The organism is Streptomyces griseochromogenes (genome assembly GCF_001542625.1).
GTDB lineage: Bacteria > Actinomycetota > Actinomycetes > Streptomycetales > Streptomycetaceae > Streptomyces > Streptomyces griseochromogenes.
Genome location: NZ_CP016279.1, coordinates 4043326 through 4067820 on the forward strand (window position 1 = coordinate 4043326; position 24495 = coordinate 4067820).

The following is a 24495-nucleotide window of genomic DNA, read 5'->3' on the forward strand; positions in this document are numbered from 1 at the left end:
TCCTCTTCGTACGCCTTCTGGCCTTGCTTGCCGAACCCGACGCGTCTGGCAGTTCCGCGCCGTCCCGGCGTTGTCAGGGCTGCTTCCCGTCCTCGACCGGCGTTCCCCAGCCCGGACTGCCCTCAGCTTCTACCCGGCCGCTGCGACGGCCCGGCGGTAGAGGTCTCACACCTCCACTCGGTCACATGGCGCCTCGTGGCGCACCCAGCCGTTCTTGCGGCCCACCGGCGCCAGCAGGCCCCGGACGTAGTCCCGCATCCGCCATCGCAGGTCCGCCAGCCCGAACCGGCTCGCCACTCGCGCGAAGACGGCTGCCCCGCCACCCGTGCGGAGCGCCGAGCTTGCTGGGGCCGAAGAATCGGCCTTCTAGGTGCGTCAGTAGGGGAACAGCGGCGTGCGGGGTAACGACGTGTGTCCGGCGGGAAGATGAGAGGGAAGGGGTACGGGATGGGGCGTGACGACTGGCGGACGGCGGCGGGCTCGCGCGTGAGGATCGAGTCAGACCGGCGCGGCGAGTTCATCCGGCGCGACGGCTGCCGACGGTCGATCCTGATCACTGGTGCGGGGCCTGCCAGATTCGCTGCCGAGCAGCACGCGCGGACCTGCCGGAACTAGGGAGTCCGACAGGTCGGGGACTGATGTAGGCGCCGGAATTCCGGCTGGTGTCGAGATCTGTTGGTTGTTCAGAGCCGACGCTGACGCGGACGCGCGGATCGACTGGAGCGTTGTGATTTCCACGGTGTGCCGTGCTCGCCGGCACACCGTCGGGGCCCGTGACTGGCCGGCGTGAAGACCGTGATCCGCCGGTCAGTCCTTAGCTGAGCGAGGCTCGCGCAAGCGCCAGAACTGGTCGGACCAGGGGCCGAACTCCTCTACCTCCAGGGGGGTCTCCGGATCGTGGCTCCCCTCCTTCGGAGAAATAACCAGATTGGGATCGAGCGCGGAGGCGATAACGAAGTCGGCCTGCGCTGAGTCGGGAACGCGGATCTCCCACAACTGAGAGTCGTCGTTGCTGGTCTTGGCGTACACCAGCTCGGTGCCCGCCTTGGCTTGTGGCAGGGCCACGCATCGCTCATGATAGGCGTTCTTGATGCGCACCATGCCGCTGTTGCCGTTGACCGGAATGAGGCTCCACTGGCGGGTCGTGTCCGCAGCCGAAAGGTACCCGGAACGCCACAGCCGCACCTGTAGCTGCGCGTCTGTTCGTCCTTGCGGCGTCATGTGCTGACCGCTGGCGGAGTGGACGATCAACTGGAAGGTGCGGAAGGGAATGTGCTTGTTCACCATGCCGACTCCTTAGTAGCCGTGGGAAGGTCCATCGCGAGGCGGGTGCCTTCGGGTTCTCCGGCCTGAGGCTTCTTCTTGGCCATGAGTAGCTCCTGGTCGCTGCCCCGTCCTGATCGACTCTCCCATAACGCTAAGTAATCAATTGAGTACGGCGCGCAGAAATGTCAAACAGTCGATCCATTTGCGTACATCTGGGCGACACGATGCCTGATAGCACGGGCGGACTCGCCGGAGCTGATCCTGTCCGAGAGAGGTCGGTCGCCTACGTCACCGACACCCTGCGCTGTCCGGGCTGCGAGCTGATCGAGCAGGGACGCGACCACGTCCCCACCGAACGCTCCGGCTACGGCGTGAAGATCCAGACCGCCGCCCGCATCATCCTCGGCCTGCAAGGCCCGCACACAAGGGACGCCGCGCTGTCCACCGCGGAGGGGGGCGATCTGCCCTGCGAGCGGCAACTGTGGGGCCACCTCGCCCGGCGCTGCGTACCGCCCCACACCGGGAAAGCGCCGCCGCTCCTGACCCTCCTCGGCTGGGTCGCCTGGCGACAGGGCGACACCGCTACGGCCAGCCACGCCTTCGCTGAAGCCCTCGACATCTACCCCGGCTACACGTTGGCCAAGCTCATGCTCGACGGCATCCGCAACGGGTGCGACCTGGCCCAGCTCCTGGCGACGTTCCGGGAGACGGTATGAACGAGTCCAAGCCCCTCCAATGGCTCCAGCCCGAATACAAGAGCCGCGAAGACGAACTGGTCAACGTCGCAGCAGCAGCCCTCGTCGGCCTTTCACGCTCCGCCGTCACCAACTGGGCCATTCGCAACTGTGACCGAACAGTCCACGCCGTAATTCGTTTGGCATCATTTAGCCCTTTTATGCTGGCCGATTGTGCCGCGATCCTGGAGACCTGTACCAGTAGCACCCGGTTCATCCCCGACGCGCTCAGCGAGAGAGGGAATCCCGCCCATGGCTCCGGTCCCGATCAAGCCCGGCAAGTACAAGATCCACGCCCACATCATCGGCCCCACCAGCCTTCTGACGGCCACTGAATACGCCGTCAAGTACGGTGCCCCCGTCATCACCGACCGCTTCAACCCGCTCCCGATCGAGCAGGAGTGGGGCATCGACTATTCCGATCCCGAACAGGAGCCTGCGCCCGGGTCGCCGTACGTGATCTACCTCGCCTACCACCCCGCCGCGGGCCTCGTCGTCCCCGAGGACAAGCTCTTCGTCAACAGCGTGCCGCGCACCGAGTGGGCGAAGTTCACCTTCGAGCGGGTCATCGGCGGAGTCAAGATCCTCTCGGACAAGGGGCTCGCCCTGCGCGCCGGGCACCGCGGCGCTCAGATCGAACTCACCGAGCCCAAGCCCGAGTTCCAGGAGACTTGGACCCTGGAGTACCTGGGCCCGATCCCCACGGAGTAACACGGGACCATGGGGGGTGGCCGACGGCGCGACCGTCGACCACCCCCCATTCTGCGTTCCCTCACGAAACCGCTCCTGATCCGTCTCAAGAACAGCCGGGCTCAGGCGGCAGTGGTCTCCAGGTCAACGCAGCAGCACGTTGCAGGTGGACGCGAAGAACTCGCCCGTCACAGCCCCGAACTCTCTGCCCACCCACTCCTGCCCCTGCTCGATTCGAGGCAACGTCCCGAGGCGCCACAGGGAGTTCGGTCGTCACTCACAGTGCACGGATCACACAACCTGAGCCAGATCCCGAAAGCGGACAGCAGATGTTCACCACTTCGGGAGGCAGCAGAGGCACCATGGATTCGAACGGTCCGTGAGCTTCGACTCGGGAGCAGGAGCGTGCGCGCTAGTCAGACGCCGCTGTGGTCATGGGTCGGCCGACTCCGGGTCGTAGCGTGTGTCGATGACGTCCAGGTCCGCTATGTCCATCAGCCTTTGCATGAGCCGGCCAGAGAGGTCGGCTCTAGCCTGCCCCGCTTCGTCCAAGGCCTTCTGCGCCGACTCAAGTGCTTCTGAATAGCGAGAGTCATCCAGAGGCAGTCTGACCAGAGCACCCACGCGTGCGGTGGCGAGGTCGAGCGCATCCAAGATCAGCCTCTGCTCGGATTCGTTCAATCCAACGGCGCGATCGCTGACGCGGGCTCTCCTCGGCGGGCCCTCCGGGCGACGCACTGCGACGCGCAGCCTCCTCTGCTGGACATAGGACCCGTCGCTGCTCCGAGTAGCGACAATGACGACACCGTCACGAACGCCTTCGTAGACCGCCTCGGTTACGGCATCTCTGGCCTGACGAGCAGACTTCCGGAAGTCATGGTCGACGGCGTGGCCTTGTTGGACCTCATCCAACGTCACTTCCAACAGGTGGCACCAGTTGCCGACCACTCTGCGTATGAGGGCCACACGCGCTACCCGGGCGCTTTGACGCTCATGTGCCCTCGCCGCTGCGGCCTCCGCCTGTGCCTGCTCACGCTGCCGCTCAGCTTCTCGGCGCGCTGCCTTCTGCACCTGTAGAGGGCCCCAGTACGCCGCGGCTCCTGCGACCACAGCACCGCCCAACGCACCGAGCACACCGTAGACCGCCTCCTGCATGCCCCCGCCTCCGGTCGCGCCGCAGCTCGCGGCAGACGTTGTCCAGCCGCTCAGTCATACGCTCCATCGTCATGCCGCACAACGCCCCGTGCGGCAACCGATCTCGGCCCCACCCTGTGCCGCCCGAAATCTGGAACATCGAACAAGACCGGAAGGAAATGCCTCCCGAAGTGGCGAACATCTGCTGTCGTTTTCGTAAACAAAGCCACCACGGACAAGTGCGACGCCACCCCAGCAAGGCGCGCCGTCAGTCCTCCAGCCACAACGGCAGCGGCGGCGCCAGCACCTTCGGTGACTGACGCGGAGCATCGTCCCTCGTGAGCTGGAGCATGGATACGCGCGGCCCGGGTGATCAGCACGACGCGGCACGACAGGGAGCAGCGGCTCGATCCGTGCCCAGCAACGACCACCAGCCCCGACAGTCACAAAAGCATCCCAAAGCGCTGACTCTCTAGATCAGATGCCCTCTTAGAGGTCCTAACAGAAGCCGTTGATCATGTGACTTTCGGCTTGAGCGGTCGTTGGTCTACTCGTGGGGAAACGTCAGTCGCGACCTTGGATCGTGTCGGATGAACTGTGGTCGCTGATCGAGCCATTGCTGCCTGAACCGGGTCCGAAGCTGGTGGAGGGGCGGCCCCGGATCCCGGACCGGCAGGCGTTGTGCGGGATCCTGTTCGTGCTGCATACCGGCATTCAGTGGGAGTACCTGCCCCAGGAACTGGGCTTCGGCTCGGGGATGACGTGCTGGCGGCGCCTGGCCGCGTGGAACGAAGCCGGTGTCTGGGACGCGCTCCACTTGGTGCTGCTGAAGAAGCTGCGGGCCGCGAAGAAGCTGGACTGGTCGCGGGCGGTGATCGACTCCTCCCACGTGCGGGCCGCTCGGCGGGGCCCAAAAGCGGCCCCAGCCCGGTCGATCGCGCACGGCCAGGCAGCAAACACCACGTCCTCACCGACGCCCAGGGCATCCCGCTCGCGGTGTCGCTGACCGGCGGAAACCGCAACGACGTCACCCAGCTCCTGCCCCTGCTCGACAAGGTCCCCGCCGTTGTCGGCGCCGTCGGCCGGCCCAGACGCCGACCGGATGCGCTCCTCGCGGACCGCGGCTACGACCACGACAAGTACCGCCGACTGGTGTGGCGGCGCGGTATCCGCCCGGTCATTGCCGAACGAGGCGAGCCCCACGGCTCTGGCCTCGGCGTCTTCCGCTGGGTGGTCGAGCGCACGATTGCCTGGCTGCACGGATTCCGCCGCCTGCGGATCCGCTGGGAACGACGCGACGACATCCACGAAGCCTTCCTCGGCCTCGCCACCTGCCTCATCACCCACCGACACGTCCGACGCCTTTGTTAGGACCTCTTAGAGGGCGTTCTGCGAGTCTTGGGTCGGTTCTCGTAGTGCTAGAAGGCAGGTTGTCCGGTTCCGGGGCTTGCGATCCGCCGCCCCTGCGGTGTGCTGGTGGACGTGGGTGGGCGCACCGCAGCCTTCCGGCTGGGCCTGGAAGAACGCAGGCTCGACTACGTGGTGGGTATCTCGACCACGACGACCGCCCAGCCAGAAGAGGCACAGCCGCACACCCCGCCCTACAGCGGCCGCGGCCCCCGCCCGCAGCCTGCCTGCCCCGAGCCGGCCCGGACCGTGAAGAACCTGGTCATCGCGGCCGGCCGGCAGGCCGCCCAGCCCGTGCAGTGGCGGGAGGGCTCCCGCCCGGGCAGCGGCCGCAGCGGTCTGAAGCGCATGTACTCACGGTTCGTGGCCCTGCGGATCAGGCCCGCCGGACGTGAGATCCGCAAGGCAGCTGGCGGCCCCGAACTGCCGGTGCGCTGGCTGCTGGCCGAATGGCCCGCCGGCGAGCCCGAACCCGTCCAGTTCTGGCTGTCCAACCTGCCCGCCGACACGGCGCTGGCCACCCTCGTGCGCACCGCGAAGCTGCGCTGGCGTATCGAGCACGACTACCGGGAGATGAAACAGGCCCTGGGCCTGGCCCACTTCGAAGGCCGCACCTGGAGAGGCTGGCACCATCACGTCACCCTCGTCTCCGTCGCGCACGCCTTCTGCACCCTCCAGCGCATCACCCGATCCCCAAAAGAGACGGCGCTGGCCTGAGCCTCTACCAGGTCACCCGCGAACTGCAGTTACTCCTCGCGGTCTGGACCGGCGCCTGCCCCACCTGTCACCGCAACACGCCAGAACCCATACCAACCCGACCAAGCCCTACTAGTACTGGAAGAGTACTTCCGGATTGTTCGGCGAGGAGCCGTCCAGCAGTGGACGGTGGATCCCCTTCAGCGTCTGGTCGAAGAACGCTGTCACGTACTCGCGGGTGATCACCACCCCGCGTTCCGGGGAGAGGGGCGGCGTCGGGAACCCGGCCTCCTCCAGAAGCAGGTCCAGGTCGGTGAAGCTGGTGTGGTCGGCGCCGGCGACCGTCAGCCACTTCTTGTAGCCGCCGAGGGCGGCCCAGGTCTGCCCCCACGCGGTGTCGTGGCCGCCGGGCGAGTGGTTGGCGGCCGCGCCCAGCATGAGGAACGGCCGGTTGATCTGGCCGGGCATCGGGGCCGGGTGGAAGGTGCCGTCCATGTTCACTCCGGCCCGTACTCGCGGGTCGGCGATCATCGTGGCGGCGGCCGCCGCTCCGCCGATGGAGTGTCCGGCCATGCCGATCTCGTGCTTGTCGATGAGGTGTGCCAGGGGCCACGCGGTATTGCCATGCGTCAACTGGTCGATCACGAAGGACACGTCCAGCGCGCGGCTGGCGGTGACGGAGTCGAAGTCGAGCGTCGCCGGGTCATCGCAGATCGCGCACGGCGGCGTCTGGCCGTTCGCCAGCGTCTCGCCGCTGTCCTCGTAGGTGTGGCCGACGAGCGCGACGACGTAGCCGTGACTGGCCAGGTCGGTCGCGAGCGAGGTGAGCGTCATGCGCGGGTCCTCGAACCCGGGTGAGAGGACCACCAGCGGATACTTGCCGCTCTGCGGCCGCGCGCCGTCGAAGGCGTGAGTGGTGACGCTGGAAAGGTTCTGTGGGGTGACGCCGGAGCTCGCCGGCATCTTCCGGTGCTGGATGGATCCGGCTGCCTCGGCGAGGGTCATGTAAGGGGCCGGAGTCCCGGTCCCGGGGACGGCGGGGTAGACCATCGTGACGGTCAGTTGGCGGGGGCCGGATGACGGCACCCACGGGTCGGGACGGCTCGCGTCGGTGAGGTGGATGACGTCCTCGCCGGCGGCGTAGGGGCCGGTCGGCGCGGGGAGCGTGCCTTGGAAGGACCGCGTGGGCGCGGTGGCCGTGGCCGGTGCGGTGTCTGCCAGCGTGCTCACCTGCTGAGTGGAGACCAACCGTCCGCGATCGCTTCGGGGCACCGCGCCCGCCGAGGCGGCTCCGGCCGTCACCGTCGTAGCGGCCAGGCCGGCCAGGACCATCCCGGTGCTCAGCCAACGAAACGCGGAACGTGAACTGCGTTCTGGGTATGGGGAATTCATGTCGCCGACGCTACGTACGACCGCACCCGCCTACAGCCCGGTCAGCAGGTGTATCCGCCCTGGGGCAATCCCTACCACCATCCCGGGTGCGCGCCTGACGAACCTCCCGTCAACCCCCGAAGGACTTCCGGAGCCAACCACTTAGCGCACGATCTGACACGGATGTTCAACCCCGGTGTCGAACGCGTGCGTGGCCACCGGTGTGGCCGACGGTGTGGTCGTGGCGGCGAACCCGGCGCCGGTTCCGGTGACGAGGACGGCGAGCGCCAGCACCGCGACAGCGCTGATACGGCGATTGCGTTGCATGGGATCGACGCAAGGTTCCGCAGCTCCGTATCGAATCAGCCCATAGATGTAAACATTCTGGTGTCGTTCGTAGCCCCCGCGAGGTACCGGAGTCATCCGCCGGGACTATGTCGTGCGGCGCGGGGTTCCCTTCGCCGGCATCGTCGAGCGCCACCTTCGTCTTGGCCTACGACGAACACGACGCCAAGCCCTACCGCTGGACCTACGACGGCAGCCCACTCAAAGCCGCATGAACCCCCGAAGGATCAACGCGGCGCTGCACTAGACCATCTAGGAGGGCCTCCCTGTAGCCACGTAGACGCTCCAGCGGGTGTGGAGGCGGCGCGTGGCGGCGGGCGCCGGGCTGTCGCCCCTCCCTCGTCTCTCGGGAAGGTTGTGTCTCCTTGACCTGCATGTGGTCTCGATGACCTCGCATGTGGAGTGGGTGGCGACATCGGAGCCGGTAGGGAAGATGCCTGACCTGAGGTTTTGCGTGCGCGCGTGCTGAGCGCTCAGGCCCCGCCTTCGCCCCTGGTCGGGGCGTGGGGTGGAGGGGCGTGAAAGGTGAGCCCGGTGATTCGGCCCGATTGGATGACGGGGCCGTACTGAACGCCGCCGTTGATGTCGTTGTGCACTGTCCCACCACGCGCAGCCGCCGTGGCGGCGAGCCGCTGCAACGAAGCCAGCAGGATGCGCAGTTCGCTGCTGGGGATGGACTCGGCTTCGACGAGCTCTCGTAGATGGACCTGGCACTGCGCCCTGACTGCGGTGACGGCTTGCTCATCCATTGCGGCGTCGGTGGTGAGCAGGCGGGTTCTCGCGTTGTCCAGGCCTGCGATTGCTGCGGTATCTGCACCGGTGCGTGCCAAGAAGCGTGCGACAAGTTCCCGGGCGTGTGTCCAGGAGTCGGTGACCATGAGGGACACCAGTGTGGTTGCTCCGGACGCCGCGAGAGCGGCTAACTCACCGTCCATCGTCGTCTCCTGGATTCGGCTCCTCGCGATTGTTCGGCGTGAAAGTCGCCGGTGGATCGAACCGGCGTCGTAAGTCCTCAGCCGTCTCGTATCGGTTCTGCTGCGTGATGATGTCGGAGATCTGCTTGGCCAGCATCGCTCGCCGATCGTCTCCCTCCGTGAAGCCCATGGCATCGAAGAAGCCCGAGAGATGATCCGCAGCCGTCCGTTCCTGTGCGGCGGGAGCCGGTCCCTCCTCCAGGAATTCTGTAGCGATGCGTTCGCTGGGCTGCTGCGATACGAGGTTCTGGAGTCGCTCGGGAATGTCGGTGTCATTGGCCGCGGACGTGAGCTGCGCGAGCAGGGCCAGGTCCGCCACCGTCTTTTCCACGTGCTCGTCGTTCTTGGCGAGCCACCAGACCACTGCACTGCCGGTGTCCTTCAGTACGTCCTCGCCCAAGTACTGGCGCTTGCTCTGCTCGTACTTGTGTTGGTGTTCCCAGACGGCCTTGTCCTTGCGCACGTCGGCGAGTCTGTCCAGGCGTTCCTGGTCCTGTTCCGGCAGGGTGAGGCTGACGTTTTCCGCCATGGCCTGCAGATGTCCTGTGGGGTCCGGGTACATACGACTCAGGACACCGCTGAGTTCGTGCTGCACGAGAGAGGATCGGCCCGGCTCTCGTCTCTCGGTGACGGCGCGGGCTCGGTTGAGGACCGTTTCGACGGCGAGTCCTGCCGGATTGAGGACGGGGTCGATTCCGGGTGATTCGAGGAGGTACCAGCGTACGGTCGCCGAGAACACGAAGTTGTAGTCGTCCCAGTGGCTGGGCAGCGCCACTCGACTGACGTGGCACTCCGTGCGTTCCACGGGGGGCGCCGTGAGCTGCTCCTCGAAGCTGACCGGGATGGAGCCGCGGCGCCGTGAAGTGATGCGGAAGGTCGCTGCGGGTACGACGAGGAGGAGCACGGCCATCGTCGGCCATGTCCACATGGGCCACCGTTGTGTCAGGCCGACGATGGTCAGCAGCAGGCCGCACAAGATGGTGAGGAAGACGGTTGTCGTCTTTCGAGCGGTCGTCACGGTTGAGTCCCCTTGGCTGATGCCGGCGGCGGGGCCGCTGGGCCGAGCCCCTGGGCCACGCTGATCTTGTGGAGGAGCAGTTCGGTGGTTTCGACGGAGCGCGTGGGGCCTCCTGGAGCAGTGCGCTCGGCTTCTCGGGCACTCGCGTACAGCGCGGCGAAGATCTCACCCCGTCTTTCCCCGCACCGCTCGGCCGCGCTGACGAGGAGGTCGAGCAGAAGCTCACCGCGGTGTCCGGTGCCGTCGGCCGCCCGGTGGAGCCAGCGTGCCGCGTGCGGCTGCCACGTCGCCCGCGGCAGCTCGGCCAGTACCGCATGCCAGCACGTGGTCAGGGAGCCCTGCACTTCGTTCTCCTCCACCAGCGCGCGAGAGGTGTCGGCGGCGTCCGTCAGCGGCACCGGATCGCTGGCTCGCAAGAAGATGTCGAGCTCGGACAGGGGGAGTTCGGATCGCGCGAGGCGATCGAGCAGCCTTCGGCGCAGCCGGCGGCTGCCCGCCACCAGGTCGTCCAACGCCTGCAGGGCAGGCTGCGCCGGGTCGCTTTCGCGACGGGCCAGGTAGTACAGCCTGAGCAGAGCCTGATCCGGATGGCTGGCCGCGAGGACATCGGCACAGACCCGGACGAGTACTTGTGCGAACTCTCCCCTGAGACGACGGTGAGCACACCACTGATAGATCCGTCCGCGGAACTCCCTGCCGTGAGCCGGATCTTCAAGACCACAGGTGAGCGCATGGACAGCGGCTTCCAGCCGCGCTCTGCTCGTCCCCTCGGCGCTCCATCGTTCGGCGAGAGACGCCAGACCGTCCCCGCGCCCGGTCCGTAGGTACTGACCTGCCAGACGCGCCACCAGACCGTCACGAACGGCAGGGACGACGTGCGGGTCGTTAAGGTCCACGACTCTCGCGGCCCACGTGCCGAGGTGAGGCCTCAGGTCAGGCATGTGGTCCCAGAGATGTGCGCGGACGGCCGAATCGTAGTCCAGTTCCGCGAAGCGCACGTGCCCGCTGGGCCCGGTATCGGCTGAGATCTCCGCGAGCCGCTCGGCGAGGTCCTTGTGCTGGAGCAGGGGGACCCCGTCCGAAGGGGAGCGGACAGTGCGCAGTAGGAGTTGGGCCGCGCGATGGATGACATCGGTGTGTGCCCCGTGGAGCATGGATACGGCGATCAGCAGAGCTCGTTGAGGTGCCTCGCGCAATTCGGCGACGCGAGCTGCGGCTTCCCTCCGCCGGTCCTTTCGTGCTCTGTTGGCTGAAGCGCACCACTGTGCGAACTCTTCGTCCGGCCGAGCGGTCTCGCGGGCCCGGCGCACCAGGTCGGCGAAGTCCGCGATCTCCCGCATCGGCCTTTCCACGCCCACGATCTCATCGACGGTGACGTCGGACCGCATGTACTGCTCGTAAGGTATTCCGTGCACGCGCAGGTGTCGCCTGAGCACCTGCTGGCCGGGAGGCCGCTGGATTTCGACCCGGTAGTACTGGAGATCGGGATCAAGGGTGCCGCCGGGCGGCATGAGGACGACGAGATGTGCCCGCTGTTCGTCTACGGCCTTGCGGAGCGCGGGGAGGTCGGCTCGTGCCGCGGACCATTGGCGGTCGTCGGCGGCGGACAAGTCCAGCAGCAACTGGTCACCGGTTCCAACCAGCGCAGGGTCGTGGAGGGCAAGTTCGTCCTCCTCTCCGGGTAATAGCTCGTGGAAGACGCCGCTGCTCCGGCGGCATTCGCGAAGCAGTACGCGGGCCGCGGATGTACGACCGCTGCCCGGAGCACCGTCCAGGATGACGGTGCCGGTGTCGGCGAGCAGAGCGCGGGCGTTGCCCATGCCGCACGGGTCCACCAACATGCGTCGCAGCCGCTGGAGTTGGTCCTCGGCGACACGTCGGAAGGCGGGCTTGTCCGAGTCCTGCGGGTGGGCAGCGCCGTTGACGTAGATGTTGCCGGGACCTGTGTGTATGACCTGTGGGTTCTCGACTCGTGTGCCGCCCGGCTGGTTCACCGGCTGTGGTCCTCGCGCCGATCCGTCTCACCGAACCGATGCTGGACGTTGCCGTGGTTGTCGCCTTCGAAGTAAGTCATCCCGTTGCCCGAGAAGTGCCGGTCACCGGACACATGTCGGGAGTTCTGGTAGATGCTGCCGCTGCCCGTGTGGACAGGACCGTGAGATCCCTTTACGACGGTGCCGCCGACGTCCCCGGTGAAGTCGCGACTCTGTACCGCCGTTCCGCACATGTCGCCGATCGAGTTGGTCACGGCGTCGGACGCGGGCGACGTCTCGTCGGCTTGGGCCAGGTCGTCGAGCCCGGGGACCATCTCGGCCACCAGATCGCTGATGCGCCGGAGACCGTCCTCGGTGTCGTGTGTGTCGAACGGGATGGACTGGAGGTCGGCGAGCCGCTCCAGTCCGGGTGGCAGGTCGGATTTGCTCAGCCGGTTCGTCTTCCGTCCGTCCAGAACGGGGACGACCGGAAGTTCACAGGTGAACGCCTCTTCGATCTCCCTGCGCACCCAGTCCGCCGGATCGTTCAGCCGCGTGCGGAAGTTGATCCAGTCCGGCCCTACGACGGCCAGCAGCAGGGAACTGCGTCGCAGCGCGGCCAGCAGGGAGCCAGGGTAGGCCTCACCGGGAGCGATGGACCTCGAAGCCCGGAAGATGTGCTTCGGGCCGAAGCGACGCGACAGTTCCTGGTCGATCAGCGCGGCGGTCTTCTCCCCGTCGCCTGTCCGGTAGTTGATGAAGACCTCTTTCATGGTGATGTCCCCCTCAGGTAGTGGACGAGCGCGATAACGTGCCGAGCCGCGGTCCGAGCTGACGTACGGAAGGGTGGTCCGAATGGCGGGTAAGGATCCGGGCGAGACGCTGCAGATCGGTCGTGACGGTCGCTGAGCGCACTGCCGCCACGCCGTCGAGTAGTGGTGCTGTGAGCGCACATGCGTGGTCGATCTCGCCGGCGGACGCATAGGCGAGCGCACGGCGCACGCCGTATCGCACCTGCGTACGCACGGCGTCCTGGCCGACCAGGGCGAGTTGCCGGTCGAGTTCCTCGCTTGCTTCCCGGGGCCGGCCGAGATCGACCAGGCACCAGCCGGTGACCATGCCGACCGGGTCCGGAAGGTGCATGGTGCCGATCACCGGCTCATCGGAGCCGTCGTCCTGGCGGGCGAGGAACGTACGAGCGCGCTCCAGGGCACGCAAACAGGCATGGAGATCGCCCGCGAGTGCGTGTCCTTGTGCTTCGCGTTGTGCGGCCAGCCCTCGGATCCGTGGTGGCAGCGTGCTGCTCTGTGCGCGACGGGCCAGGGCGATGGTCTGCTCGGCGTCGTCCCGGTACAGCGTGACCAAGGCTCTGCGGACAAGTGCGTAGCCGGCCAGTGCCTGGTCACCGCCGGCTGCCGCCAGATCGACCGCGCGCTGTGTCCACCACAGTGCCGCCCGTTCGTCGCCGGTCTCCTGCACCAGCCAGCCGACATACTCGGCGTATCGGGAGCCGAGGGCCAGCAGCTGCTGGCGGGTGCTGGTGTCGGTGTGAGCGGACAGTTCGCGCAGACTGTGCGTCTGAGCGATCAGGACGGGCAGGAGCAGACCGGGTTCCACGGTCTGGCCGAGTCTCCGGTAGTGCGCGAACAGCGAGCGGGAGGCTTCCAGCATGCCAGCACCCGAGGCCGGTGAGGCCGGGCCGGATCCGCTCGATCGCCATGTCATCAGCGATGCGACGCCGGCGCTCACGATGCCTCGTCGGCCCAGGGACTGGAACCGGTTCGGGCCGTCCGGCGACAACTGCATGATCCAGTCCTCCTCCTCGTCGATGCTGCCGGGTGGGGGTTCAGCGGACACGTCCGGAGTGCCCTTGGTCGCCAGGGCAATCAGTGCCCCGTCGGCACCGAGGGCGGCGTCGCACAGCCGAACGAGGTCACGGCTGGGTGCCTTGATCCCTCGCTCGACCTTGCTCAACTGCGCCTTGCTGTAATGCACGGTGCCGGACAAGGCCGTGAGGCTCAGTCCAGCCTCCAGGCGCCGTTTCCTCAGCTCCTCGCCGAACTCGGTGGACGGCTGTGGCACGGAAACCTCCAAAGCCCTTCCGCCCATGTCGGGTTGGTGCTGCACGAAAGAGTGCGGCAACCTCTCCCGGACGGACAAGGCGATCGATGCTGTTTCCCGTTTCCTTCTCCCGAGGCGGGGTGCTGCATTCGTGGGGGTGAACTTGTGACGGTCACAGAGCCGAGCGAGTTGTGCTCTCCCCAGCAGGTTGGGGCAAAGTTGCCAGGCTTCTTGCTGGAAGGCTGGTCCCGTTCGACCAGGCTTAGTGGCCGTAGGCCATGAAGTGCAATCCGGTCGTGACGCTCGTTTGACGCTCTGGGCCTCTGCCGGTCTGCTCGGGTCAACCAAGAATCCGCCCGGACGGGACGGCCAAGTCTTGCGGCTCCATGGCATGGTCTGTAAGTGGCTCACGCCGGTTTGCGAGGCCTGTCTTGTTGCGCGGGTCCGGATCTGGTGCCCAGGCGGGTGTGGACGCTGTGCACGGTGCCGGAACTGGCTGCGACGGAATGGCGGGTGTAGCAACGTGTCAGGAGGCCAGGACGCGTCACGCGCTGCGTTTGTGGAGATCCCATAATCGGGGGCTGCGGTCAGCAAGGTTCCGAAAAGGGTGGAGCTCCGCGCTCGCCGAGGGAAGGGCGATCCGTCGGCGACTCGCGGCGCAAGTTCGAGAACGCCGTGGTGAGAGGGGTGCAGGAAGTGTGCGCGGAGCCCCCACAGATACCTGACTGCGTGTCAGTAAAGTCAGCATTGGGTCAGCATCAGTCCGACCAAAGCTGACTACGGATGGCGAAACCTGCACTTCAAGATGGAGTGGAACGGGTGGTGTGAAGAATGTTTGCTCACGTGGTCTGAGCGAACCGGGCGAGGTAGGTTTCGCCTCGCCCGGCTATGTGCGCGCCGCTCTAGAAATTCCCAGCTCAGCGCACTCGGCCCCGCGGCTTCAGCGGTACGGTCGGCAGCTCGGGTGCAGGCAGCGGATCCCCGTCGTAGCCCTTCACTTCCCCAAACCTCGACCCGCTCATCCAGTCCTGACGGGCCTGTTTGATATCGTCCTGCGTACGCCCGACGAAGTTCCACCACATGATCAGCTCCTCGGCGAACGGCTCGCCGCCCAGCAGCATGATTCCGGCGTCCGACTCGGCACGCAGCGGGAGTTCGGTGCGGCCGCAGCCGAGGTAGAGCATCGAGCCCGGGAGTACCGGCACGCCGTCCACGTGGGTCTCGCCGGACATCGCCAGCACGCCGTACTCGAAGTCCGGTTCGAGGGGCAGGCGGACGTCGGCACCGCGGGTGAGTGCGAGGTCCGCGCCGACGATCGGGGTGAAGGTCGTACCGGGGGAGGCCGATCCGTCGAGGTTGCCGAGGATCACCGTCGCCGTGAGGCCGGGCGCGGTGACCGTGGGCAGGTCGGGGTGGTGCTCGAACCCGGGTTCGGTGTGGCGGTGTTCGTCGGGGAGCGCGACCCACAGCTGGGCGCCGTGCAGGAAGCGGGCGTGCGACTTCGGGCTCTCCTCGGAGTGGCTGATGGCCCGGCCCGAGGTCATCAGGCCCAGCTGCTTGGGCCTGATGGTCTGCAGGCTGCCGGTGGAGTCGCGGTGCAGCACCTCGCCCTCGTGCAGCCAGCTGACCGTCTGCAACCCCATGTGCGGATGCGGCGGTACCTGCATGCCGGGCTCGTCGGCGATGTCGTCGGGGCCGTAGTGGTCGACGAAGGCCCAGGCGCCGATCATGCGCCGGCCGAGGTTCGGCAACAGCCGGCGCACCTCGGTCGACTCGCCGAGTTTCACCAGACGGGGGCTCAGCAGCTCGCGGACGGGCTCGGCGACGACGAACCCGCGGCCGCCGCACAAGCTCGGTACGGGCGCGCGGTCAAGATTGCTCATGCCGCACAACCTAGCCCTGCCACGGTGCCACCGGCAGGCCAACGGCCCGGCACGCGCGAGCGTTCAGCCGGACGTGGTGAAGCCGTCCCTGACGACGTCGAAGACGGGGCGGTAGGTGTCCCACTGGGCTTCGGGCGCGGAGAGGTAGATGTCGTACTCCCGGCCGCCCTCCTTGCCGTAGCCGAGGTCGATCGCGCGGAAGGCGCGGGCGCGCCCCTTGAACGAGAACTCCCACACGGCGGCCGGCTGCCCTCGGAAGACGGTCTGCTGCATGCGCAGCCTGCGGTACGTGGAGTAGTTGACCTTGGTGTTCGCCTCGATGTCCCGGAAGTGTGCCAGCGGGTTCGGGCCGGCCGGGGCCACCGTGCCGATGGTGATGCCGGCCAGGCCGGAGCGGTCGGTGTAGTTGATCTCGTCGCCGCTCCGCCGGCCTGCCTTCCAGTCGTCCGGGAGGGGGAAGGAGACGCCGAGCCGCTCGTCGTGGACCAAGTGGTAGCCGTCGGGGACGGGCGAGGGAGTGGGCGTGGGGGGAGGGGTGGGGCCGTTCGAGGCGGGCCGGGTGGCGGAGGTGCTCTCGCCGTGGTGTCCCGTCGTGTGGAGTACCCCGGCCGTCGCCGCCGCGGCCAGGGCGACCACGGCGGACCCGAGCACCGGCCACTTGCGGCGGCCCCGGCTCCGGCGCCCGCGCCGTCCGGACCCTCTCGCGGCAGTCGGCTCCGCTCCGGATCCGACCTGAGTGACGGTGCGCGGCCGCGCCGCCGTCGCGGTCCCGGTGCCCGTGGTCGGCGCTTCCCGCTCCGCTGCCGCAGTACCTGCCCCGAGGGCCGGCAGTCCCCGCTCCGCCGTCGCGGTCCCCGCCCTCACGGCTCGTAGCTCTCGCTCCGTCTCCTCCGCCGACGGGCGCTCCTCCGGCTCCTTGGACAGCAGTGCCTCGATCAGCGGTTCCAGCGGGCCCGCCTGCCGCATCGGCTCCAGCGGGTCGACGGCTATGGAGTACGCGGTCTCCATCGCGGTGGCCCGGCGGAACGGCGGACGGCCCTCCACCGCCTGGTACAGCGTCGCGCCCAGGGACCAGAGGTCCGAGGCCGGTCCGGGCGTCCGGCCGCGGATCCGCTCCGGGGCCATGTAGTCGATGGAACCGACCATCTCCCCGGTCTGCGTCAAGGTCGACGTACCGGCGGTCAGCGCGATGCCGAAGTCGGTGAGGACGACCCTGCCCCCGGCGCCCAGCAGCACGTTGCCGGGCTTGACGTCGCGGTGCAGCACACCGGCGCTGTGCGCGGCCCGCAGCGCGGCGATCATGCCCAGGCCGATCCGGGCCGCCTCCTCGGGCACGAGGGCCCCGCCGTCCTGCAAGAGGTCGGCGAGGGTGGGCGCGCGGACGTACTCCATGACGATGCAGGGACGGCCGTCGTCGTCGACCACGTCGTGGACGACGACCACGTTGGGATGCACGACCCGGGCGGCGCTGCGCGCCTCACGACGGCTGCGCTCGTAGAGGGTGGCCAGCTCGTAGGCGGTCAGATGGGGCTGTGCGTGCAGCTGCTTGAGGGCGACCTCGCGGGCGAGCACCTCGTCCACGGCGCGCCACACGGTGCCCATGCCGCCACGGCCGATCCGCTCGGCGAGCCGGTAGCGCCCGGCGACGAGCCGCCTCTCGTCCGACACAGACTTGCCTTCCGCCGCTTGTGCCCCCCTTCGACACATCCGTCACTCTAGTCGCAGATATGTGGGAGACGTCCGGAGTGTGTGCGGACTCACTGACCGATGTGTCCGTGTCATGTCCGTGTTGTAGGGGGCAGCCGCCGCTCGGCGTGATCACCGGGTGGTGGCCGTCGGACGTGTGCGGCGGAGTCCCGCACGCGCAGGCGCGCGATGTCCCGGATCACTGCCCCGGGGGGCTCGGGGACGGTGCGGCCGTGGACGGCTGGACGGGGCTGGGGACCGGCGAGGGCGTGCCGGTCGTGGGCCTGGGGGAGCGGGCCGGTTCGGCGGGGCGGGGCGGGGTGCTCCGCAGGGCGAAGAACACCAGGGCCGCCACCGCGGCCAGGGCCAGCAGGCCCACCGCGATCCGGCGCACCGGCACCCGGCGGCGGACGGCCCCGGTCGGCGGGCGCAGCGGCCGCAGGTCGGCCGGGCCCACGGACCGCGCCCGTGCGGCGAGGGCGGCCCGCAGTCGCTCCTCGACCGGCGTCGGCACGGTCCCGGTACCGGACTCGTTCATCGCAGACCCTCCAGACGTCGGCCGAGGGCGTCCAGGGCCCGGCTGGCCGTGGACTTGACGGCACCCCGTGACAGACCGAGCGTCGCCGCGATCTCGGCCTCGGACAGGTGCGACCAGTAGCGCAGGACCAGCACCTCGCGCTGGCGCGGAGTCAGCGTCCGCAGGGCCGCAAGCACCTCCCGGTGGTCCTCGTGGACCAGGACGTCCTCCTCCGGAGCGGGTGCGTGCTGTTCACGTTCGGGCGTGTGCGCCCGTACCGTCCTGCGTCGCCGCAGCACCGAGCGGGCCCCGTTGACGACGCTGGTCCGCAGATACGCCTCGGGGTCGTCCAGCGCGCCGAGCCGGTGGCCGTGGCGGCGGAACAGCGCCGTGAAGGCGTCCTGTACGACGTCCTCGGCCGTGGGCAGGTCGTCCACCAGCAGTACCGCCAGACGTACCAGGGACAGTCGGCGGTGGTGGTACAACTCCTCGATGCCGGGCGGAGGTTCGGGGACGACGAGCCCCTCGGCCCCGGCGTGGGCGTGGTGGCCGGGTGGTGCCGCAGGGCCGGCCGTGGTTCCGGCGCGTACGCGCGCGAGGACGCGGGTGGACAGCGCATGCGTGAACCTGCGCCAGAGCGATGCGGGGTACGGCGCGCCGAGCCGGTCCCAGGGCAGGGCCGGCGTCGGTGGTGTGGCTGTCGTCATGGGTCTCCTGGCCGGGTGCGGGAAGCCGCTCCGGGCGACTCCCCGCACACCGGCATGCCTCAGTGGTGCTGCGGAACCGGCGAAGGCGCGGCCTGCCCGGGCACGGGGACCGGACTCGGCGACGCCGTCCGGTGACCGTGATGCGGTACCGGAACGGGGGCCTGGGCGGCCGGTACCGGGGCGGGCGTCGCGGTGGACGGGACCGGTGACGGCGTGCCCGGCACGGGCCGCGGTGTCCCCGGGTGCGCGGGAGACGGCACCGGCGAAGGGGTGCCCGTGTGCGGAGTGGACGGCACCGGCGAGGGGGTGCCCGTGCCAGGGGCGGACGGCACCGGCTTCGGCGTCGCCGTGTGGACCGGAGACGGTACGGGCGACGGCGTCGCGTGGCCTGCCGCGGGCGCGGGTGTGGGCGCGGCCGTGCTGTCGGACCGGGTCGCGGGATGGGCGTCGCTCTGGACCGCCTGGGCGGTCACGGTGCCGCCGACGGCCAGGGCCGCGCCGACGGCGGAGACCCCCAGGGTGGCGCGCAGCCTGCGTATGCGGCGAGGGCGGGGGACACGGTGTGCGGACATGGGTTCCTTCGGTCGCTCGGGTCGGTCGTACATCGGTCGAAGTGGAGGCCTCCAACCCGACAGACGTCCGGCCCCGGGCGAGGTTGCAGGTGACGGCCGACCAATTTTCCGCACGTGTGATCGGCCGTCGTGCGGCGCCACCGCCGCCTCAGGCCGGCTTCTTCAGCAGTTCCTCGGCGACGGGCCCGAGGAGGCAGGGTTCTGGCCCGTGACCAGATTGCGGTCGACCACCACGTGCGGCGCCCACGGCTCGGCCACCTGGAGGTCGACGCCCGCCTCGGTCAGCCGGTCCTGGAGCAGTCACTCGGCCCGCTCGGCGAACCCGCTCTGCGCCTCCTCCTCGTGGGAGAAGGCCGCCGCCCTGAAGCCCGCGAAGGCGTTCGCGCCGTCGGCCCGCACCGCCGCGAGCAGGGCGGCCGGACCGTGGCAGACGATCGCCGGCGGCTTGCCCGAGTCGAGGGCGGCCACCAGCAGCCGGCCCGAGTCGGCGTCCACGGACAGGTCCTCCATGGGCCCGTGCCCACCGGGGTAGAACACGGCGGCGAAGTCGTCGAGGCCGACCTCCGCCGGCTTCACCGGCTCCCGCAGCCCGGCGCGGACCTGGTAGCCGTCCCGCCAGGTCAGCCGGCTCCGCCGGTCCACTCCGCAGCCGGCACCGACCAGATCTCCTCGTCGTGCCGCTCCCCCCGGAACAGGTGACTCTCCCTGAGAACACCGTGCCTGCTCATTCCCAGCCGCCGGGCGACGGCGATGCTCGGGGTGTTGTGCGGCGACACCCACCACTCCACGCGGTGGATGCCCCGCTCCCGGATCGCCCAGTCGATCAGCACCCGGGCCGCCCGCGTCACCAGGCCCCGGCCCACCGCCGCCGGCTCCAGCCAGCAGCCCGCCTCGGCGGTGCCCCGCGCCACGTCCATCCGGCGCAGGATCACCGCTCCGACCAGCGTGCCGCCGTACCGGATCCCGCGGATGCGGCCGGCGTCGGCCGCCTCCTTCTCGGCGTACGCCCGCAGGAACGCCCGGCTGGAGGCCAGGTCCGTGACCACGTCGGGCAGCGCGTTGAACCGGCCGATGAACTCCCGCCCCCGGTCCATGTGGCCGAGGAACTCCCCGGCCTGCCACGGGCCGAGCGGACCCAGCTCGGCGCCGTCGTCACCGAGGGAGATCGTGTACATGGTCACCTTCGGGTGAGGGGGTGGGACATCTGGTAGGCCAGCCTGCGATCGGCGCCGTCCCCGATCCCCGTGAGGGCCTCGTCCAGTTCCATGAACCACTCCCACGCCTCCCGCCCGTCGGCACCGGCCAGCCGGGCCACGACGAGGTCCTCCAGCTCCGGGACGCGCTTGCCCTTCCAGATCTTGTCGGCGAGGCTCACCAGCAGGTCCTCGACGCCGGTCCCGGGCACGGTCCAGGAGGAGTGCGTCGCGGCGAACCGGGCGAGACCGGGCTCCACCCCGTGCCGCAGCAGCAGTTCCCGCCCGGCCTCCTCGTGCTCGGCGCCCGGGCCGGACAACTCGGCCACGTGCACCGCCTTGCCGATGTCGTGGGTCGCGGCGCCGAAGAGCACCGCCTCCGCGTCGAACTCCAGCCCGGGACAGCGCAGTCGCACCCACTCCACGAGCGTCGCCGCCACCTCGTGCACCGCCCTGAGATGGGCGACCAGACGCGGCGGGGCGTCAACCCGGTCCAGCAGCAGGGCGGCTCGCTCGGGAAGCGGTCGCAGTGGCGGATCGGCGGTGCCGTCCGGCGCGATCGGCTCTGTGCTCTCGGCTGTCACCGTGTCAGAGTAATCACCGGCTGGCGTGATCGTGGTCCTACGGAGGGTGTTCATGCAGGCGGTGCACTCGGCGTTTCTGCTCGGTACGGGACTGTTCTGGACCGTGGCGTACGTGCTGCTCATCCGCACGGGGCTGCGGGAGCGCACGTTCGGGATGCCCGTCGTCGCGTTCGCCACCAATATGAGCTGGGAGTTCATGTTCTCGTTCGTGCGGCCGCCGTCCGGGGTCAGCCATGTGATCAACATCGTCTGGTTCGGCTTCGACCTCGCCATCGGCTACACCGTCGTACGCTTCGGGCGGGCCGAATTCCCCTATCTCCCCGACCGGTTGTTCCTGCCCTCGCTGGCCGTTCTGCTCGCTCTCGCCTACCCGGGCATGAACTACGCCTCCGAGCAGTTCGACGAGGGCGTCGGCGCGATCACGGCGTTCGGCAGCAACCTGACCATGTCCGCCATGTTCCTGGCGATGCTGGCCTCCCGCCGGGGCACGCGCGGCCAGTCGCTCGGCATCGCCGTGACCAAACTCGTGGGCACCGTCTGCGCCTCGCTCTCCATGCTCACCGATCCCGACGGGGAACCGCGCTACGACAGCGCCCTCATGTACTACCTCTACATCGGCTGTTTCCTCCTCGATCTCGCCTACGCGTACGCGGTGTTCGCCGTGCGCCGGGCCGAGCGGACCACCCGCCCGGCACAGGTGCCCGCACAGGGCGCCCTCCAGCGCTGAAGGTCACCCCGGGTCCGGCCCGGTCCACCTCTCCAGCTGCCCTTGCCGCGAGGCCGCGCCGCTCACCGGTTGCCGCACCACCCGCGCCGTCCGAGAGCGGAGGCAACCGTCCGGGGCGTTTACAGAGCGAACATGGGCATGCCATCTCGGGGAGGGTCTTCGCCGCTCTCGGCACGTCCTCGCCGCGTACGAGTTCCCCGAATGGCGGCTCCCTGAGGCCGGGCCGACCATGGTGACGTGGGGTACGGTCACCGTCGGATCGCCGGTGCCGTCCGAGGCCGCCGGGGGACGGAGGCCGGCCCCCGGCCGCGGTGAGCGGCCGGAAGGGAGGACTCCGTGATGCTGGAAGTGAAGACGGTGGACAAGCCGGACGAGCGGCGCGACTTCCCCCGCGGCCACCTCGAAGCGCTTCATCTGACCGGGCTCGACTTCGCGGTGGGCACCTTCGAGCCGGGCTGGCGCTGGTCGGAGTCCGTGGCGCCGATCGCGGGGACCAAGAGCTGCATGGTCCACCACAACGGCTATGTGCTCCAGGGGCGGATGCATCTGCGCATGGACGACGGAGGCGAGGCCGAGATCGGCCCCGGCGACGTCTTCGTGTGCCCGCCGGGACACGACGCCTGGGTCGTGGGCGACGAACAGGTCGTCGTCTTCGACTTCGCGGGAGGCATGGCGCAGGACTACGCGAGGGCTCCGGGGGCGTGAGCCGGTCCACAGGTGCCCCGCGGTGCGCCCGTCACCGCGGGGCACCCGCATGACCGGCCGGACACAAAGGGGCCGGATATAGGTGTCAGACCGTGACGACCACCTTTCCGCGAGCGTGCTCCTCTTCCAGGTACCGGATGGCCTCGGGCGCCTCGACCAGCGTGTATGTCCGGTCGATCACCGGGGCCAGCTTCCCGGAGTCGGCCAGCTCGCGCAGCTCCGCCAGCACCGCCTTGCTCGGTGCCGGGCCGATGAGCGGACGCAGCCGCTGACGGACGAACGGGGAGAGCACGAGCCCCTGGAGGATGAGGACGGGAGCCCCGAGGAACTGCCCCGACCTGCCCCCGCTGCCGAGGACCAGCGTCCCGGTGGGAGTCAGGACGCGCCGGAGGCCGGCGATCCCGTGGCCGGCCGCGAGGTCGAGGACGACGTCGTACCGCCGCCCGGCGCGCGTGAAGTCCTCCTGCGTGTAGTCGACGACATGGTCCGCACCCAACGAGCGGACCAGCTCGGTGTTGCGCGTACTGCACACGCCCGTCACCTCCGCGCCGAGCGCCTTGGCGATCTGCACGGCGAACGTACCGACCCCGCCCGAGGCGCCGTTGATCAGGACATGCTGCCCCGGCCGCAACTCTGCCACGTCACGCAGTCCGCGCAGGGCGGTGTTCCCCGCCAGCGGCAGGGCCGCCGCCTGCTCGAAGGTCAGGGAGGCGGGCTTGCGTTCCACCCAGGCGTCCGGGACGCACACGTACTGCGCGAACGTGCCGTCGACTTCGCCGAACACCTCGTCGCCCGGCCGGAGATCCCGTACGTCGCGGCCGACCGCCGCCACCTCGCCCGCGAAGTCCCGGCCCCGGATCCGGGCCCGGGGCGCGCGCGGCCCCAGCGCCAGCCGGGCCACGTACGGGTCACCGCGCATGAGGTGCCAGTCGTACGCGTTCAACCCGGCCGCCCGCACCCGCACCAGCACCTCGTCGGCGGGCACCGGCTGCTCCACATCCCTCAGCTCCAGCACGTCCGGTGAGCCGTACCGGTCCTGGACGACTGCCTTCATGATCCCCCCTCGCTCGGTACTCGCAGGTTAGGGTGAGGGACGCCGGCCGGGCATCGGGGAAGCGCCGTAATCCCGGGGGAGGACGAGCGGGGGCGCGTGTAAGGGGCCGGTGTCTCAGAGGTCGTGGGTGACGGCACCCTCCTCGGCGTACGCGACGGCGTCCGCGTGCCCGAACAGGCCGGGCAGCCCGCCGGTGTGCACGAACACGGTCTTCTCGCCCGGCCGTACGTCACCGTCCCGGACGGCGGCGGCCAGTCCGGCCAGAGCCCGGCCGGTGTAGGTCGGGTCGAGGATGATCCCCTCGGTGCGGGCGGCGAGCCGGAGCGCCTCGGCCACCGGTCCGGTCAGCGCCGCGTACCCGCTGCCCACCTGGTCCCGGCGCACCCGCAACCGCCGCGCCGTGACCTTCTCCGAGGTGAGCGGGGCCGCGAACTCCTCGACCGCGGGGGCCGGATCGGCCAGCGCGCCCACGTCGACACCGAGCACCGACTCCGTGCCGAGGGCGGCGACCAGCCCGGCCATGGTGCCACCCGAGCCGAGCGCGACCACCGCCGTCCGCAGGCCGGGCACCTGTGCGCGCAGCTCCTCGCCACAGCGCACATAGCCCTGTGCGCCCAGCGTGCTGGACCCGCCGAACGGGATCAGCGCGGGACGGGCACCGCCGGCCCGCAGTCGCGCGCACACCTCGGCCGCCGCGGCGTCGAGTCCGGACTGGTCCACGTCGCCCGCCCAGGAGATGCGGGCTCCCAGCAGGCCGTCCAGGGCGAGGTTCCCGGAACGGGACCGCCCCGGCGCGCCGCGCAGCACGAGCACGGCGTCCAGGCCCAGCCGGCCGGCCGCGGCCGCCGTCAGCCGGGCGTGGTTGCTCTGCGGGCCGCCCGTGGTCACGAGAGTGTCGGCGCCCTCGGCCAGCGCCGCGCCCGCGAGCCACTCCAGCTTGCGGGTCTTGTTCCCGCCACCGCCGAGGCCGGTCAGGTCGTCCCGTTTGACCCACAGGTCGTCCGGACCGAGCCCGAGCGCCGCGGCGAGCCGGGGCGCCGGTTCGACGGGGGTCGGGAAGGTGCCGAGCTGCACGGGCGGGTGGCTCATGTCGTACGTCCTCTTCTGCCGGGCACACGGCGGTTGGCGGTGGCCGGTGGGTGGATGTCCGGCCGCGGGCAAGCGGCTGCCGGGCCCATGGCGGCCGGCGAGGTCCAGT

27 protein-coding genes and 1 pseudogene are annotated in these 24495 nt (G+C 69.4%); 8 read left to right on the forward strand and 20 right to left on the reverse strand.

All coding sequences use genetic code 11. The annotated features are described in order from the left end of the window. Positions 1-165: 165 nt before the first annotated feature. On the reverse strand, positions 166-297 hold the full coding sequence (locus AVL59_RS55585) for a hypothetical protein (RefSeq protein ID WP_257785144.1): 132 nt from the start codon (positions 295-297) through the stop codon (positions 166-168). 510 nt (positions 298-807) lie between these two features. Next, positions 808-1287, reverse strand: coding sequence for an RICIN domain-containing protein (locus tag AVL59_RS17065; protein WP_067305008.1), 480 nt, complete (start codon positions 1285-1287; stop codon positions 808-810). A 203-nt stretch (positions 1288-1490) separates the two neighbouring features. Between AVL59_RS17065 and AVL59_RS17070 the strand changes: the two genes are divergently transcribed. Then, positions 1491-1982 (forward strand): DUF4192 family protein, encoded by a 492-nt coding sequence (locus AVL59_RS17070; RefSeq protein WP_067305010.1) that lies wholly within the window; start codon positions 1491-1493, stop codon positions 1980-1982. 270 nt (positions 1983-2252) lie between these two features. Beyond that, positions 2253-2711, forward strand: a complete 459-nt coding sequence (locus tag AVL59_RS17075; RefSeq protein WP_067305013.1) for a hypothetical protein — start codon at positions 2253-2255, stop codon at positions 2709-2711. Between the two features lie 411 nt (positions 2712-3122). Here AVL59_RS17075 and AVL59_RS52175 read toward each other — a convergent pair whose 3' ends face one another. After that, complete coding sequence (locus AVL59_RS52175; protein WP_159399940.1) at positions 3123-3845, reverse strand: hypothetical protein; 723 nt, start codon at positions 3843-3845, stop codon at positions 3123-3125. Positions 3846-3916: 71 nt separating this feature from the next. Here AVL59_RS52175 and AVL59_RS52180 point away from each other — a divergent pair, with 71 nt between their 5' ends. The 3 genes from AVL59_RS52180 to AVL59_RS17100 all read left to right on the forward strand — a co-directional run bounded on the left by AVL59_RS52180 (position 3917) and on the right by AVL59_RS17100 (position 5948). Next, a complete protein-coding gene (locus AVL59_RS52180) occupies positions 3917-4144 on the forward strand; it encodes a hypothetical protein (RefSeq protein ID WP_159399941.1) in 228 nt (75 codons plus the stop codon). Between the two features lie 233 nt (positions 4145-4377). Further along, positions 4378-5195 (forward strand): IS5 family transposase gene (locus AVL59_RS48230; RefSeq protein WP_418361205.1). Its coding sequence is split into 2 segments (ribosomal slippage): positions 4378-4707 and positions 4710-5195, totalling 816 coding nucleotides; the frame shifts between segments, so codons are not numbered across the junction. Between the two features lie 81 nt (positions 5196-5276). Beyond that, positions 5277-5948 (forward strand): IS701 family transposase, encoded by a 672-nt coding sequence (locus tag AVL59_RS17100; protein ID WP_067305021.1) that lies wholly within the window; start codon positions 5277-5279, stop codon positions 5946-5948. Positions 5949-6059: 111 nt separating this feature from the next. Here AVL59_RS17100 and AVL59_RS17105 read toward each other — a convergent pair whose 3' ends face one another. The 5 genes from AVL59_RS17105 to AVL59_RS17120 all read right to left on the reverse strand — a co-directional run bounded on the left by AVL59_RS17105 (position 6060) and on the right by AVL59_RS17120 (position 11146). Continuing rightward, positions 6060-7157, reverse strand: coding sequence for an alpha/beta hydrolase family protein (locus AVL59_RS17105; protein WP_237281525.1), 1098 nt, complete (start codon positions 7155-7157; stop codon positions 6060-6062). Positions 7158-7460: 303 nt separating this feature from the next. After that, positions 7461-7625: a hypothetical protein gene (locus tag AVL59_RS52185; protein ID WP_159399942.1), complete on the reverse strand. Its 165-nt coding sequence runs from the start codon at positions 7623-7625 to the stop codon at positions 7461-7463. A gap of 491 nt (positions 7626-8116) precedes the next feature. Beyond that, a complete protein-coding gene (locus AVL59_RS17110; protein WP_067305022.1) occupies positions 8117-8578 on the reverse strand; it encodes a hypothetical protein in 462 nt (153 codons plus the stop codon). Then, positions 8568-9593 carry a hypothetical protein gene (locus tag AVL59_RS54330; RefSeq protein WP_237281526.1) on the reverse strand — a complete coding sequence of 342 codons (1026 nt, stop codon included), beginning with the start codon at positions 9591-9593 and terminating at the stop codon, positions 8568-8570. The genes AVL59_RS17110 and AVL59_RS54330 overlap by 11 nt, the downstream gene beginning before the upstream one ends. A 38-nt stretch (positions 9594-9631) precedes the next feature. Beyond that, a complete protein-coding gene (locus tag AVL59_RS17120) occupies positions 9632-11146 on the reverse strand; it encodes a hypothetical protein (RefSeq protein ID WP_237281527.1) in 1515 nt (504 codons plus the stop codon). A gap of 12 nt (positions 11147-11158) precedes the next feature. Here AVL59_RS17120 and AVL59_RS54335 point away from each other — a divergent pair, with 12 nt between their 5' ends. Further along, on the forward strand, positions 11159-11320 hold the full coding sequence (locus AVL59_RS54335; protein WP_237281528.1) for a hypothetical protein: 162 nt from the start codon (positions 11159-11161) through the stop codon (positions 11318-11320). A 305-nt stretch (positions 11321-11625) separates the two neighbouring features. Here AVL59_RS54335 and AVL59_RS17125 read toward each other — a convergent pair whose 3' ends face one another. The 10 genes and pseudogenes from AVL59_RS17125 to AVL59_RS17165 form a co-directional block, all read right to left on the reverse strand. After that, complete coding sequence (locus tag AVL59_RS17125; RefSeq protein ID WP_067305027.1) at positions 11626-12381, reverse strand: toll/interleukin-1 receptor domain-containing protein; 756 nt, start codon at positions 12379-12381, stop codon at positions 11626-11628. Positions 12382-12394: 13 nt separating this feature from the next. After that, positions 12395-13690: a helix-turn-helix domain-containing protein gene (locus AVL59_RS17130; protein ID WP_208870391.1), complete on the reverse strand. Its 1296-nt coding sequence runs from the start codon at positions 13688-13690 to the stop codon at positions 12395-12397. 896 nt (positions 13691-14586) lie between these two features. Beyond that, the gene (locus AVL59_RS17135; RefSeq protein ID WP_067305030.1) at positions 14587-15552 is read right to left on the reverse strand and encodes a pirin family protein; all 966 of its coding nucleotides are present in this window, start codon (positions 15550-15552) and stop codon (positions 14587-14589) included. Between the two features lie 63 nt (positions 15553-15615). Then, positions 15616-17220 carry a serine/threonine-protein kinase gene (locus AVL59_RS17140; RefSeq protein WP_237281529.1) on the reverse strand — a complete coding sequence of 535 codons (1605 nt, stop codon included), beginning with the start codon at positions 17218-17220 and terminating at the stop codon, positions 15616-15618. 217 nt (positions 17221-17437) lie between these two features. After that, positions 17438-17776, reverse strand: a complete 339-nt coding sequence (locus tag AVL59_RS17145; RefSeq protein WP_067305035.1) for a hypothetical protein — start codon at positions 17774-17776, stop codon at positions 17438-17440. After that, positions 17773-18462 (reverse strand): RNA polymerase sigma factor, encoded by a 690-nt coding sequence (locus tag AVL59_RS17150; RefSeq protein WP_067305037.1) that lies wholly within the window; start codon positions 18460-18462, stop codon positions 17773-17775. Before AVL59_RS17150 ends, AVL59_RS17145 begins: the two co-directional genes overlap by 4 nt. 59 nt (positions 18463-18521) lie before the next feature. Further along, on the reverse strand, positions 18522-19034 hold the full coding sequence (locus AVL59_RS48240; RefSeq protein WP_079146750.1) for a hypothetical protein: 513 nt from the start codon (positions 19032-19034) through the stop codon (positions 18522-18524). Between the two features lie 148 nt (positions 19035-19182). After that, positions 19183-19622: pseudogene (locus AVL59_RS17155) on the reverse strand (DJ-1/PfpI family protein); the annotation flags it as partial. 32 nt (positions 19623-19654) lie between these two features. Beyond that, the gene (locus AVL59_RS17160; RefSeq protein ID WP_067305040.1) at positions 19655-20209 is read right to left on the reverse strand and encodes a GNAT family N-acetyltransferase; all 555 of its coding nucleotides are present in this window, start codon (positions 20207-20209) and stop codon (positions 19655-19657) included. 2 nt (positions 20210-20211) lie between these two features. After that, positions 20212-20811: an HD domain-containing protein gene (locus tag AVL59_RS17165; RefSeq protein ID WP_067305043.1), complete on the reverse strand. Its 600-nt coding sequence runs from the start codon at positions 20809-20811 to the stop codon at positions 20212-20214. A 52-nt stretch (positions 20812-20863) separates the two neighbouring features. Here AVL59_RS17165 and AVL59_RS17170 point away from each other — a divergent pair, with 52 nt between their 5' ends. Next, complete coding sequence (locus AVL59_RS17170; protein WP_237281530.1) at positions 20864-21538, forward strand: transmembrane-type terpene cyclase; 675 nt, start codon at positions 20864-20866, stop codon at positions 21536-21538. A 339-nt stretch (positions 21539-21877) separates the two neighbouring features. Then, complete coding sequence (locus AVL59_RS17175) at positions 21878-22243, forward strand: cupin domain-containing protein (protein ID WP_067305045.1); 366 nt, start codon at positions 21878-21880, stop codon at positions 22241-22243. An 85-nt stretch (positions 22244-22328) separates the two neighbouring features. On the opposite strand, the gene AVL59_RS17180 is transcribed toward AVL59_RS17175, so the two are convergent. Together AVL59_RS17180 and AVL59_RS17185 are read right to left on the reverse strand one after the other, a co-directional pair. Then, on the reverse strand, positions 22329-23297 hold the full coding sequence (locus AVL59_RS17180) for an NAD(P)-dependent alcohol dehydrogenase (protein ID WP_067305048.1): 969 nt from the start codon (positions 23295-23297) through the stop codon (positions 22329-22331). Between the two features lie 114 nt (positions 23298-23411). Next, on the reverse strand, positions 23412-24386 hold the full coding sequence (locus AVL59_RS17185) for a pyridoxal-phosphate dependent enzyme (protein ID WP_067305051.1): 975 nt from the start codon (positions 24384-24386) through the stop codon (positions 23412-23414). Positions 24387-24495 lie beyond the last annotated feature (109 nt).